Consider the following 14278-nt stretch of genomic DNA (forward strand, 5'->3'; position numbering starts at 1 on the left):
TGGCGTGTAAAATCAACCCATTGCCGCAAATCGCGACTATTCGCTCATCAAAGCGGCCATTAATGCTTTTTGTGCATGCAGACGATTCTCTGCCTGATCAAAGATCAGCGAGTTCGGGCCGTCAATGACACCTGCGCTCACTTCTTCACCGCGGTGTGCCGGGAGACAGTGCAGGAACATGTAGTCAGGCTTGGCACCTTTCATCAATTCCTCATCGACCTGATACGCCGCAAACGCCTGCTCACGAATCTTCTGTTCTTCCTCAAAGCCCATGCTCGCCCATACATCCGTATATACGATATCAGCGTCTTTCACTGCTTCCTGTGCGTTATACGTAACAAGTACTTCGGAGCCGCTCTCCTTTGCAATGACACGAGCTTGCTCTACCACGGTGCTGTCCGGCTCGTAACCTTCCGGTGTTGCTACGGCAACGTGCATCCCCATTTTCGCTGCGCCCAGCATCAGGGAATGCGCCATGTTGTTGCCGTCACCGACATAAGCCATTTTCAGACCTGCCAGCTTACCTTTATGCTCCAACACCGTTTGGAAATCGGCCAGTACCTGACATGGATGCGCTGCATCGCTAAGGCCGTTAATCACCGGAATGTCGGCATGCTCTGCCAGTTCAATCACATTATGGTGTCCAAACGTACGGATCATAATGCCATCGAGGTAACGAGACAGTACTTTGGCCGTATCATGCGTCGTTTCGCCGCGTCCCAGCTGAATGTCGTTTTTGCTCAGGAACAGCGCGTGTCCGCCCAACTGGAACATACCGACTTCAAAGGAAACACGTGTACGTGTAGATGATTTTTCAAAAATAAGTCCGATCGTTTTGCCCTTCAACGGTTGAAACGGTACACCGCTTTTTTGTTTGCCTTTAATCTCAATCGCGAGATCCAGCAAGTAACGAATTTCCTCTGCCGTATAGTCCGTGAATTCGATGAAATCCCGGCCTCTCAGGTCAATCTTCTGAACCTTGTCTGTGTGCTGTACTGCCATTGTTGGTTCCTCCTCATTTCCGGTTCCCTGCACCCGCATGGGCAGAAGTTTTACACCACTTCTGCTGCCTGAGCACCATGCGGCTACAGGGATTCTTTCACTTTAATCTGCGCCGGGGGCCGCATTGGCCCCGGTTCAGTACTTTATTTTTTTCATCATCGGATCAAGCTTTTGCTGCAACGTGCTCCTCAATCAATGTTCCCACCAAGGACACAGCCTCGTCGATCTCTTCTTTACTTACATACAGGTTAGGGAGCAAACGAATCACATTTGGCCCAGCCGATACAAACAAAATGCCGCGTTTCTGTCCTGCCAGTACGATATCACCAATAGGCTCCGCGCACTCAATACCTACCAGCAAGCCCATGCCGCGCACTTCTTTCACAAACGAGTTGCCCGCCAGACGATTGCGCAAGGACGTCATCAGATAGTCGCCCATCTCGGCTGCACGCTCCGGCAAACGATCCTCCAGCATCGTCTCAATCGTCGCAATAACGACAGAGGAAGCAAGCGGTGTACCACCAAATGTCGTTGCATGGCTGCCAGGTGTAAATGCATCACGCAGGAACCCTTTACCCAGCATTGCGCCAACAGGGAATCCGCTGCCGATGCCCTTTGCAACCGTGAACACGTCCGGTTCAACACCATAATGCTCGTGAGCGAACAGCTTGCCTGTACGTCCCATTCCTGTTTGCACTTCGTCCACGATCATGAGCAAGCCGTGCTCGTCGCACAGTTTACGCACATGCTTCACAAATTCCGGCTCCACCGGATACACTCCACCCTCTGCCTGAACCATCTCCAGCATAATCGCTGCTGTCTTCGGTCCAATCGCCGCTTCGAGTGCAGCAGTATCATGCAATGGCACCGTTACAAATCCCGCTGGCAGTGGCAAAAATCCTTCTTTCACCTTATCCTGTCCAGTTGCCGTCAGAGTCGCCAATGTCCGTCCGTGGAACGATTGGGCAAAGGTAATCACTTCGTACCGATCTTCACCCTTCACCTTCTGCTGATAACGACGTGCTACCTTGATCGCCGCTTCGTTCGCTTCAGCACCGCTGTTGCAGAAAAAGACCGCGTCTGCGCAGGTGTTGGCCGTCAGCAAAGCTGCTGCCTTTTCCTGTCCGGGAATCTGGAACAGGTTGGATACGTGCCATAGCTCATCGATCTGAGCTTTCAGCTTCGCTCCCACTTTCTCCGGTGCATGGCCCAGGCTTGTTACAGCAAGTCCACACATGAAATCGAGATAGCGGTTCCCCTGATCGTCCCATAACCAGCTACCTTTGCCTTTGACCAAGCTAATGGGATACCGTGCATACGTTTGAAAAAGCGAGCTTTCCGTCGGTGCCGTTGCACCTGTTGCTGCTGCCCCTGCTACGGCTGTGCCAGAACCTGGCTGTTCGTTGCCTTTTGCCATGACCATATCACTCCTCATCGATTCGTACACAGCGATCCATTATGAGATAACCTTCATTTTCACGGGTCACTCCGATGACAGAACAACCTTTCGATCACTGTTATACCCAGATCTTTCGATCATATTTATTGAAGAACTAAAGGCAGTTTACACCGGCCACTCCGATGACAGAATAACCTTCCAATCGCTGTTATCCCCAGATTTTTTTGGATTCCCTTTTCTCAAAGGGAAAATCCGGTGATAAAGGCGACCGCTCCGCTTTTTCAGGTTTTTTCTGTCCTCTCCGTTTTTGTGTAAACCAATAGTTCAACAATGACATTAAGAAAAAAAATCCGACTATACACGAGCGCTTCACTCTTCAGGTTTCTCTGTCCTCTTCGTTAACGTGTAAATTCAACTTCTCATAAAAACACCGTGTACAAATTCTTTTTTATATAAATAAAAGCCTAAAGTCTGAATTCCGTATTACATCTACTGCATTCGGATAATTCGTGTACCGATCGTCTCGCCGCCAAGCACACGGCTCAGGATCTGCGGTTCGCTACCGTCCACGATAATAACCTCGCGCACCTCGCCGTGGATACACGCAATCGCTGCGCGAACCTTCGGGATCATGCCACCGTAGATTTCGCCGGTTTGAATCATATCCTCGATCTCCTGGACGGATACGGATGGCAGTACTTTTTTCTCGCCACCCATCGTCTTCATAATGCCTGGTACGTCTGTCACAACGATCATTCGACTAACGCCTAGATGAGAAGCCACTGCTCCTGCAGCCGTATCGGCATTAATATTGTAGCGCTGTCCACCCGCATCTACACCTACCGGTGCAATAACAGGCATATAACCCATATTCACGATGCCTTGAATAATCTCCGCTTTGACGCTTGTTACATCACCAACCCAGCCGATTTCAGCATGGTTTGCTACAGGTTTTGCTTGGATCAGACCGCCATCCACACCGGATACGCCCAAGGCCTGACCACCTACACGCTGGATCAGACGTACGATCTGTTTGTTAATGCTACCTGCCAGCACCATTTCGACAACATCCAGTACAGGTTCGGTAGTCTTACGCAAACCATTCACAAATTCGGTTTCGATCCCAAGCTTCGCCAGATTATCGGAGATTGCCGGGCCGCCGCCATGAACGATGACCGGGCCGTTTCCCGAGGACTGCAAATCACGCAGATCCGCAAAGAAAGACTCTGGCAATGCAGCCAGCGTACTGCCTCCACATTTCATCACAAACATCTGTTTTTCCGTACCTGCTTCCGTTGCAGTAGTGCCGTTAGGCAATGTTGAATTCACGAGGCAAGGCTCCTTCCTTATGGAGTTATAGAGGATTAACACCTACATAAAAGATGCAGATAAACGCCGGTCGTTCCAGATTCGGATCGTTCTTTCGATCGCCGTTGTCTCCAAGTTTTTCTGATTCCCCTTTTCCAAAGGGAAAACCCGGAGACAAATGCGAACGCTCCGCTTCTACAGAATCGATTCCGCCTCTTCCACTACATTCGTTTATTTTTATATTTAAAAGTTTAATCCTTATAAACATTTTTACATCTATGATGGTACGCAGCTTTCTAGAGATCAAGCTGCAAAGTTCAAGACCTGTAATAAACGTTCAGGTCAAAATGATTTTATGACGGGACTCACATCAATGAGTTCGATCATGAATTAAGACAATCCTATCTATTACAAAACTTCTACTTACGTACGATACGCGGCGTTAATGCGCACATAGTCATATGTCAGGTCGCATCCCCACGCTACAGCGTTGCCTTCACCGTGATGCAGGTCCACTACAATGCGTACCGTATCCGTCTGCAAGTATGCCAGTGCCGCTTCTTCATCAAACACAACAGGACGAGACTGAGCGAGCACGGAGATATCTCCAAGACGGATATCTACCGTATCCGGGTTCACTGGCTGGCCTGCACGGCCTACGGCAGCAATAATCCGTCCCCAGTTCGCGTCAGCTCCAAACATAGCGGATTTCACCAAGCTTGAGCCGATTACGGTCTTGGCAATGGCCTGTGCAGACTCATCGCTAACCGCACCCGTCACTTCCACTTCCACCAGCTTGGTTGCTCCTTCGCCATCCCGGGCAATCGCTTTGGCAAGCACTTGGCATACATATGTGAACCCGGCAGCAAATGCCTCCCAATCCGGATGATCCATCGTCAGCTCTTCATTGCCTGCATAACCGCTGGACATCGCTACAAGCATATCGTTTGTACTGGTATCCCCATCTACGGTAATCATGTTAAACGTATGGTTGGTCGCCTGGCGCAGCAGGCGCTGCAACGCTTCTGCCCCGATGACCGCGTCCGAGGTCATAAATGCCAGCATGGTGGCCATATTCGGATGGATCATGCCCGAGCCTTTGGCCGCTCCCGCAATCGTTACCGTCTTGCCGCCGACAATGACGGAGACGCAAGCTTCTTTTTTCACCAAATCCGTAGTCAGAATCGCTTGTGAAAATTGTTCTGCTTCGTTCGTTTCTTTGCCGAGCTGTTCAGGAAGCGCCTTGATGCCCGAAAGTACCGCATCCATCTTGAGCAGTTCTCCGATGACACCTGTGGATGCTACAGCCACGTCCTCTTCAGCCACGCCTAGTTCACGAGCCGCTGCCGCACGCATCGCATACGCATCCTCTTCACCCTGCTGTCCTGTACATGCATTGGCATTACCGCTATTTACAATCACAGCCTGCAATCGTCCGTTGCTCAGGCTTTCCCGAGTAACTTTGAGCGGAGCAGCCTGAAACACGTTCGTCGTGTAGACCGCTGCAGCTGTCGCAGGGATATCACAACGAATCGCTCCGATGTCGTTGCGTGATGTTTTTTTCAGACCGCAGTGCAGTCCTCCTGCCGAGAATCCGCCCGGCGTAACAATGGTTCCATTTTCAACCACGGTAAAAGCTTGATGCTCCACTTTTGTTCCCATATCATATCCCCCGTATGCGTTCAGCCATATGCTGATGAACCGCCTGCTTCAACTGAGATTACCCCAACTGCTACCCATACTTTATGACTTTCAAATGAAACCCGCTTCTTCGTGCTTCCCCTGCGATGTTCATTCGTCACACGCTTATGGATATACTGGTGTCATGTTCAGCCCGAGGTTTTCCTCCCATCCCATCATCAGGTTCATATTTTGAATCGCTTGCCCGGATGCACCCTTTACCAGGTTGTCGATCACCGAAATAATCGTCAAACGCCCGGTACGCGGGTCTACCGAAAATCCGATGTCACAATAGTTCGATCCAGCCACTTCTTTCGTCGATGGCCAAATGCCCGGTTCACGCACACGTACAAAAGGTCTGTTTTCATAATACTTACGATATAAGTCCACAATCTCCTGATCACTATGATCACCCGTCAGCTTTGCATACATCGTACTCATAATGCCGCGTGTCATAGGCACAAGCTGTGTCGTAAAAGTCACCGTCACCGGGCTTCCCGTAATGTTGCCGAGAACTTGCTCGATCTCAGGGATATGCTGATGTTTATTCAACTTGTACGCTTTAAAATTTTCATTCATCTCTGCGTAATGGTTGGTCAGACTCGTTCCGCGCCCTGCACCCGATACGCCTGATTTCGCATCAATAATGATGGTCGATGGATCAATCCATCCCGCTTCCACCGCAGGAATCAGACCTAGCAGCGTAGCTGTCGGATAACAGCCAGGGTTGGATATAAAATCTTTACCCTTCACTTCATCTCCACACACCTCAGCCATACCGTATACGGCCTTCTCCAGCAATTCTGCTGACGGTGCAGGGTGTTTATACCATTGCTCATACACCGATCCGTCTTTCAAACGGAAATCACCCGACAGGTCGATCACTTTCAGTCCTGCTTCCAGCAGACTCGGTACGAGCTTCGCGCTTACGCCAGACGGGGTCGCGGTGAATACAAGATCTGCACGACTTGCAATCTCTGCCGGATCGACTCCGTCGAGTGGCCTGCGAATCACGTCCGTCAAATGCGGAAACCCATCGGCGATGGACTCCCCGCTGCTTGATGAAGAGATTACCGATGTAATTTCAACTTGCGGATGATTCTGGAAAAAACGAATCAGTTCCACCCCGCCGTAGCCGGTGGAACCGACGATTGCCACTCTTAATTTGTTATTCACTCTCGCTCCCCCAATCCTGTTGTATGCGCTACTTGTGCCATGCTCAAGGCTCTCTGAATGATGACGAGAAATTGTGCAAACATCTCGTTCATACGTATCATCAAAGCTTAAGCAGACAATTCCGTCGCTTCTATGCATATTTGTGTATTATTATACGACTCTAGTTATATAAATACAACCATCTATCATGAATTTAACACGGATTTCCAACAATTCCGAACGATATCTTTTTACCTTAGGGACGAACAAGGTTTCTTCTGTTAAAATACATAGTAGAAGGCAACATTACATACAGAGTCTCGTTCATACATACACCTTCTCTGAATGGTTACATTGAACTGGACTCCGAAGGTCATTATGAGACATGGGGGACTAAAGTGCATATCGAATCCATATTACTTATTGTGCTCCTGGGACTGAATATTATCTTCGCTGCCGCAGTCGTTTTCTTTGAACGCAAGGATGCCAGTGCTTCCTGGGCTTGGCTGCTGGTATTGAACTTTATTCCGGTCTTCGGGTTCATCCTTTATCTATTGACGGGTCAGAATCTGACCCGATATCGCCTCTTTCAATGGAAAGAGCGCAAGAAACTTGGCTTGGAGGAACGAATTGAGGCGCAGCTCGCCCAGCTACAAGATAATCGCACTCCTTTCTCCAACAAGGCAACAGAAAATAGTCAGGACATGATTTATATGAACCTCAAACAGAATGGTGCACTCCTGACAGAGCATAACGCCGTCGAGATCATCACCGATGGAACAGACAAGTTCCAGTGGCTTCTGGATGACATCGAGGCGGCACAAGATCATGTGCATGTGCAATATTACATCTACCGTGGGGATAGTCTTGGCAAAAGAATTCGGGATGCGCTGATCCGTAAAGCACGCGAAGGCGTGAAGGTACGCCTGCTCTATGACGCGCTTGGCTCGCGGCGGGTTAGAAATCGCTTTTTCAAAGAACTACGCGAAGCGGGTGGACTTGTTGAAGTCTTTTTCCCATCCAAATTCAGTCTGATTAACCTGCGGATGAATTACCGCAACCACCGTAAGATCGTTATCATTGATGGTAATCTCGGTTATACTGGCGGGTTCAACGTCGGGGATGAATATCTCGGGCTCAATTCCAAATTCGGCTATTGGCGCGATACCCACCTGCGTATAAGAGGGAATGCCGTGCATGCATTGCAAACCCGTTTCCTTCTCGACTGGAATGAAGCTTCCAAACAGCATGACACACCTTACGTTCCTGCTCACTTCCCTCATATCGAGGGAACAGGCCATACCGCTATGCAGATCGTATCCAGTGGACCTGACGCCGAGACTGAGCATATCAAAAACAGTTATCTCAAGATGATCAATGACGCCAAACAGTCCATTATGATTCAAACCCCATATTTTATCCCGGATGCCAGCGTATTCGAAGCTATTCGCCTCGCGTGCCTGTCAGGGATCGATGTTCGAATTATGATTCCGAATAAACCGGATCATGCCTTTGTTTATTGGGCTACATTGTCTTATATCGGGGAGTTGTTAAAGGTAGGGGCGAAAGCGTTTATCTACGATAATGGTTTTATCCATGCCAAAACGCTGATTATTGACAGTCTCGTTGCTTCCGTCGGCACGGCTAATATTGACTACCGCAGTTTCAGGTTAAACTTCGAAGTTAATGCCTTTATGTATGATGAGACGATTGCAACGGCGCTTGTACACACGTTTGAGCATGACCTGCATGTATCACGAGAGTTAACGCTGGAGGAGTATCAAAACCGCAGTCTGGTGATTCGTTTTAAAGAAGCGATTTCTCGTCTGCTATCTCCAATCCTGTAAACTCAGGCAGGGACCTATATAAATAACAGAACATGATTTACACAGACACTACGATGACAGAATAATCTTCCAATCACTGTTATCCCCAGATTTTTTAAATTCCCTTTACTAAAGGGGAAAATCCGGTGATAAAGGCGACCGCTTCGCTTCTACAGATTTTTTCTGTCAGCTCTGTTGATGTGTAAATTTTAGTTAGTTTGGTTGTTTTGCTTATATAGGAAAGCCTGCCTAGTCTAGCATATATCCTAAAAAATAAAAGCAGAACCTTCCTTCCCCGTAATCGGGGTAAAGAGAGTTTCTGCTTTTTTTATATCTACCTCAAGCTTGTAAACCTTAGATATGCTCACCGCGCTTAAAACCTTCACCAAGCACCTCATGCGCATTACTAATGATGACAAACGCACCCGGGTCCACAGACCGGATCAGCGCTTTCAGTCTCGGCACTTCATTTTGCCCAACGACAACCATCAGCACGGTTCGCTGGTCATCCGTATATCCACCTTTGGCCTCCAGCTTGGTCAGACCGCGATCCAGATCGGCCAGAATGACTTTGGTAATCGGTTCTGTCTGGTTAGAGATAATATACGCCACCTTCGAGTATCCCAGTCCCATCTCCACGGCATCGATAACTTTACCCGTAACGTACAACCCGATTAACGCATACAGAGACTGCTCTAGCGACAGCACAAAGGCTGCCAAAATAATGACGGTTGCATCCATGATGACAACACATAGCGAGTAACTGAACCCACTGTATTTTTGCACAATGCGAGCCAGAATACTCATGCCCCCGGTTGAGCCTCTACCCCGGTACACAATTCCAATCCCAAGCCCCACACCAATGCCCCCATACAGAGAGCCGAGCAACGGATTCGCCGTCGGAATCTCCCAATGACTCGTCAAATATACAAAGAGCGGCAACACAATGCTTCCAAGGATGGAACGCACACCGTACTGTTTACCAATCAACAGGAAACCTGCAATTAATAACGGGATGTTAATCGCCCATTGGGTATATGCCGGTTCCCAGCCCAACCACTCGTCTCCGAGGATAGATAAACCCGATACACCGCCTGAAGCGATCTGATTGGGCAATAGAAATAAATTAAAGGCTACGGCAATCAAAAACGAACCGACAATAATAAGCAGGGTATCGATGACGTTCCGCCACGGCCCATTCAGGGGAATGAAGGTGGTTAACCTTTTTTTACGATGAGGATATGAATGTTGTTGCTCTTGCATGTTGTCGCGCTCTCCTTTTATATAACAGTTCCATACTCTTCTTTACATTTCTTAAAATTGTTCAAAAAAAAGCCCCTGTATACACCAGCATGCGCCTCAGCGCACGGGTCCATACAGGAACTTGAATTAATCGTTTTCTACTTTAATTTGGCTACGCAAATAACCGTCGATGAATGCATCGAGGTCGCCGTCCATCACTGCTCCTGTATTACCTGTCTCTACGCTTGTACGGTGATCCTTTACCATACTATAGGGATGGAATACATAGGAGCGAATCTGGCTTCCCCACGAAATATCCGACTGATCCCCTCGGATTTCGTCCAGTTCTTTTTTCTGCTCTTCAATTTTGCGCTCATACAATTTGGAACGAAGCATCGTCATCGCACGCTCACGGTTTTTGATCTGTGAACGTTCGTTCTGACAGGTCACTACCACTCCGGTCGGTATATGTGTAATCCGTACAGCCGAGTCCGTGGTGTTAATGTGCTGTCCACCCGCACCGCTCGCACGATACGTATCGATCTTAAGGTCTTCGGTACGAATGTCGATCTCGATCGTATCGTCGATCTCCGGCACCACATCACAAGATACGAAGGATGTATGTCTGCGGCCTGATGAGTCAAAAGGAGAGATCCGTACCAGACGGTGAACCCCTTTCTCTGCTTTCAGATAACCGTATGCGTTATGCCCTTTAATGGACAACGTCACACTCTTGATCCCCGCTTCATCACCCGGAAGATAGTCCAGTACCTCAACCTTGAAGCCCCGTTTCTCTGCCCAGCGTGTGTACATACGGAGCAACATCTGACCCCAGTCCTGCGACTCGGTACCACCAGCACCTGGATGAAGCTCCAGAATCGCATTCATCTTGTCATAAGGCTGATTCAGGAGAAGTTGCAATTCAAACTCTTCCAGCTTGCCCACAATTGCAGCGACACTGTTGCCAATCTCGGTAGCAAGCTCTTCGTCGCCTTCTTCATCGGCCAGCTCAGCCATCATCAATGCATCGTCATAATCCTGTTGCAACTTCGCATACTGATCTACCGAACCTTTCACTGCGTTCATCTCCGCAATGACGGCTTGCGCTTTCTCATTGTCATCCCAGAAGTCCGGAGCTGACATCTTCTCTTCGAAGTTCTCAATCATCTCTTGCTTGAGATCTAAGTCAAAGAGACCCCCTAAGGTTTGTTAATTTCTTGCCTATTTCACGCAGGTCCTGCTTCACGCTTGGATCAATCATGTGCAATTCCTCTTTTCATTAAGATAAGCTCCCCGCCTCCGGGAAGTTCAATGATCAAGATCAAGTCTGGGAACCAATATACCGTGAGGCTTGCGCATACTGTTACCAGCAGGCACGTCAGTCCTCAATCAGCATCATATGATTATTCATATGCACCGATGATCGGTTATGCATCCTTCACTTTATCTTATTGAACCCCCGGCTGCAAGGAGCCGTATAAGTCAAACGATATAATTTTAACTAGATAAGCTGAACTCAAAATTTTACGCAATCCACTCACTTATCTAGTTGATATTACATTTGGCACTTGGATAAAAGAAATGAACGAAAACTACTCCTGACCATGACAGTGTTTAAACTTTTTGCCACTGCCACACGGACATGGATCATTACGGCCGATTTGGTCAGAAACTTTCACCGGACGTTTCTCGGCAGGCTCACCGCTTGTCGAGATCTGACTCTCGTCCACTACGGCCTGACGCTCCTGGTTGCTTTCGATCTGTGCTTTCATCACATACGTCGCCACTTCTTCCTGGATCGAAGCGATCATCTGATGGAACATCTCGAAACCTTCGAACTGGTACTCACGAAGTGGGTCTGTACCGCCGTATGCACGGAGGTGGATACCTTGGCGCAATTGATCCATCGCATCAATGTGATCCATCCACTTGCTGTCTACCGCACGAAGCACAACCACTTTTTCGAACTCACGAACCATCTCTTCACCGATACGTTCTTCACGGGCATTGTACTTGTTCTGTACTTTCTCGAACAGTTGCTCTATGATCTCTTCGGCTTCTTTGCCCCACAGATCATCTTTGGTGATGGAGCCTTCATCCAGCAATTTGCTGTTCATGAAGTCCGCAACCTCTTGCAGCTCCCAGTTCTCTGGAATCTCGTCACTGCAATGTGCTTCAACGATGCGCTCAATGGAAGGTTTGATCATATCCATAACGATTTGTTTAATATTTTCAGACTCCAGTACCTCACGACGCTGTTTGTAGATGATCTCACGTTGTTGGTTCATGACATCATCATATTGGAGTACCACTTTACGTACGTCAAAGTTATTACCTTCAACCCGCTTCTGCGCAGATTCTACAGCACGCGTAATCATGCGGCTCTCGATCGGTTGATCTTCTTCAAAACCAAGACGCTCCATCATATTAAGCACGTTGTCTGCACCGAAACGTTTCATCAATTCATCGCCCAGCGACAGGTAAAACTGTGTGGAACCCGGGTCACCTTGACGTCCCGCACGACCACGCAACTGGTTATCGATCCGGCGTGATTCGTGGCGCTCTGTACCGATGATATGAAGGCCGCCAACTTCAGCCACGCCTTCACCCAAAATAATATCTGTACCCCGACCGGCCATGTTGGTTGCAATCGTTACTGCACCCGCTTGACCCGCACCGGAGATAATTTCAGCTTCTTCCGCATGGAACTTCGCGTTCAAGACCTGGTGTCTGATGCCGCGACGTTTCAGCATATCCGATAGACGCTCCGAGTTCTCGATGGATACCGTACCCACCAGAACCGGCTGGTTTTTGCTGTGACGTTCCACGATTTCTTCTACAACCGCTTTGAACTTGCCATCAATGCTCTTGTACACCACATCCGCCATATCATTCCGTTTGTTAGGACGGTTTGTTGGAATCTGTAGAACTTCAAGTCCATAAATTTTCTTGAACTCTTCTTCTTCCGTTTTCGCTGTACCTGTCATACCCGCAAGCTTGCGGTACATCCGGAAGTAGTTCTGGAATGTGATTGTTGCCAGCGTCATGCTCTCGTTCTGAACCTCAATGCCTTCTTTCGCTTCGATCGCCTGGTGCAATCCATCACTGTAACGGCGACCAGCCATCAGACGGCCTGTGAACTCGTCTACGATCATGACTTCTTCATCCGTAACGACGTAATCTACATCACGACGCATAATCACGTTAGCTTTCAGCGCCTGTACAATGTGGTGGTTCAGCGTTACGTTGGCATGGTCATACAGGTTTTCGATGCCAAAGGCTTTCTCTGCTTTCGCTACGCCGCCCTCTGTCAGCGCTACGGATTTCACTTTGATATCCACTGTAAAATCTTCTTCGGGTACAAGTCGTTTCACAAAACGGTCCGCTGCATAATACAGATCGGTCGATTTCTGTGCTTGTCCCGAAATGATCAAAGGTGTACGTGCCTCATCGACGAGGATCGAGTCTACTTCGTCAATGATACAGAAGAACAACGGGCGTTGTACCATTTGCTCTTTGTACAGCACCATGTTGTCACGAAGGTAGTCGAACCCGAATTCATTGTTTGTACCATACGTAATGTCACATGCATATGCATGCTGCTTCAATGCATGGTCCATACCGCTGAGGTTAACCCCAACCGACATGCCCAGGAATTCATAGATTTGTCCCATCTCCTGGCTATCCCGTTGCGCCAAATAGTCGTTGACTGTGACTACGTGTACACCTTTGGACATCAATGCATTCAAATATACCGGCAGTGTTCCTACCAGCGTTTTACCTTCACCCGTTTTCATCTCAGAAATACGGCCTTCGTGCAGCGCAATCCCGCCCAGCATTTGTACATCATAATGACGTTTGCCCAGTACGCGGCGTGATGCCTCACGTACGGTTGCAAATGCTTCAGGAAGAAGTTCATCCGTCGTTTCTCCCTTTTCAATCCGGGCACGGAATTCATCCGTTTTGCCTTTCAACTGCTCATCAGACAATGCCTGAAATTGTGGTTCCAGTTTATTGATCACATCGACCGTCTTCATCAGACGTTTCACATCACGATCGTTCATGTCTCCGAAGATCTTTTTGACAAGTCCTAACATGGTATACCCCTTTCGTGCAAAACAGAATAGACCCCCTGCTGCCGCCATGCGACACCATCGGATGGATTGTTCATCCATTTCCCCTTGGGGGTAACAAACAAAAACATATGAGATGAATCAACTCCAGGCTTGCCACAGTTACTCATGAAGCTGATCGTATTCACCCGGCTCTGGTTTATGAAATACATGCCAGAATTCGAGCTATTGAATCATGTTCATGGTGCTGTGTCTGTCATTGATTATGATTAGCGATCATTCGTTGACAATTCCTCATCAGGACAATGATTCTCTTTGCATAAATTGTAACAGTTTGTAAGGGTCGCCGCAACACGCCATAGCAGACTTCTTTGAACTTCGATCCCCGTATAAACCGAGTTTTAGTGCAAAAAATCATAGTCGTTATCGGAAGTGACAAACAGAGTGTTTTATTTCCCGAGATGTTGCAAGGATCAATCAATCATTTGTGGGAAATATGGAATTTAATATCAAAATTCCATTTAGATTTTATAATTCTACTTTTATTTTGATTTTCCTGCTAACTTCTATTCTATTAGACGCAATAATACAGC

At 48.1% G+C, this 14278-nt stretch carries 9 protein-coding genes; 1 reads left to right on the plus strand and 8 read right to left on the minus strand.

All coding sequences use genetic code 11. The features are described 5' to 3' along the window. Window positions 1-36: 36 nt before the first annotated feature. The 5 genes from argF to argC form a co-directional block, all read right to left on the minus strand. Window positions 37-1002, minus strand: coding sequence for an ornithine carbamoyltransferase (argF, locus tag Q9R46_RS26325; RefSeq protein ID WP_311282369.1), 966 nt, complete (start codon window positions 1000-1002; stop codon window positions 37-39). Between the two features lie 163 nt (window positions 1003-1165). Further along, a complete protein-coding gene (locus Q9R46_RS26330) occupies window positions 1166-2419 on the minus strand; it encodes an aspartate aminotransferase family protein (RefSeq protein WP_311282370.1) in 1254 nt (417 codons plus the stop codon). A gap of 471 nt (window positions 2420-2890) precedes the next feature. Then, window positions 2891-3673: an acetylglutamate kinase gene (argB, locus tag Q9R46_RS26335; RefSeq protein ID WP_311282395.1), complete on the minus strand. Its 783-nt coding sequence runs from the start codon at window positions 3671-3673 to the stop codon at window positions 2891-2893. A 459-nt stretch (window positions 3674-4132) separates the two neighbouring features. Further along, window positions 4133-5371, minus strand: coding sequence for a bifunctional glutamate N-acetyltransferase/amino-acid acetyltransferase ArgJ (gene argJ / locus Q9R46_RS26340; RefSeq protein ID WP_311282371.1), 1239 nt, complete (start codon window positions 5369-5371; stop codon window positions 4133-4135). A gap of 144 nt (window positions 5372-5515) precedes the next feature. Beyond that, window positions 5516-6565, minus strand: coding sequence for an N-acetyl-gamma-glutamyl-phosphate reductase (gene argC / locus Q9R46_RS26345; protein ID WP_311282372.1), 1050 nt, complete (start codon window positions 6563-6565; stop codon window positions 5516-5518). 377 nt (window positions 6566-6942) lie between these two features. Between argC and cls the strand changes: the two genes are divergently transcribed. Then, the gene (gene cls / locus Q9R46_RS26350) at window positions 6943-8391 is read left to right on the plus strand and encodes a cardiolipin synthase (RefSeq protein ID WP_311282373.1); all 1449 of its coding nucleotides are present in this window, start codon (window positions 6943-6945) and stop codon (window positions 8389-8391) included. Window positions 8392-8724: 333 nt separating this feature from the next. On the opposite strand, the gene Q9R46_RS26355 is transcribed toward cls, so the two are convergent. The 3 genes from Q9R46_RS26355 to secA form a co-directional block, all read right to left on the minus strand. Continuing rightward, window positions 8725-9633: a YitT family protein gene (locus Q9R46_RS26355; protein ID WP_311282374.1), complete on the minus strand. Its 909-nt coding sequence runs from the start codon at window positions 9631-9633 to the stop codon at window positions 8725-8727. 126 nt (window positions 9634-9759) lie between these two features. Next, window positions 9760-10873 (minus strand): peptide chain release factor 2 gene (gene prfB / locus Q9R46_RS26360; RefSeq protein ID WP_139168923.1). Its coding sequence is split into 2 segments (ribosomal slippage): window positions 9760-10800 and window positions 10802-10873, totalling 1113 coding nucleotides; the frame shifts between segments, so codons are not numbered across the junction. Window positions 10874-11204: 331 nt separating this feature from the next. Continuing rightward, window positions 11205-13709, minus strand: a complete 2505-nt coding sequence (secA, locus tag Q9R46_RS26365) for a preprotein translocase subunit SecA (protein ID WP_311282396.1) — start codon at window positions 13707-13709, stop codon at window positions 11205-11207. Window positions 13710-14278: the final 569 nt, after the last annotated feature.

The sequence above is a fragment of the Paenibacillus sp. RRE4 genome (assembly GCF_031844205.1).
GTDB classification, from domain to species: domain Bacteria; phylum Bacillota; class Bacilli; order Paenibacillales; family Paenibacillaceae; genus Paenibacillus; species Paenibacillus xylanexedens_B.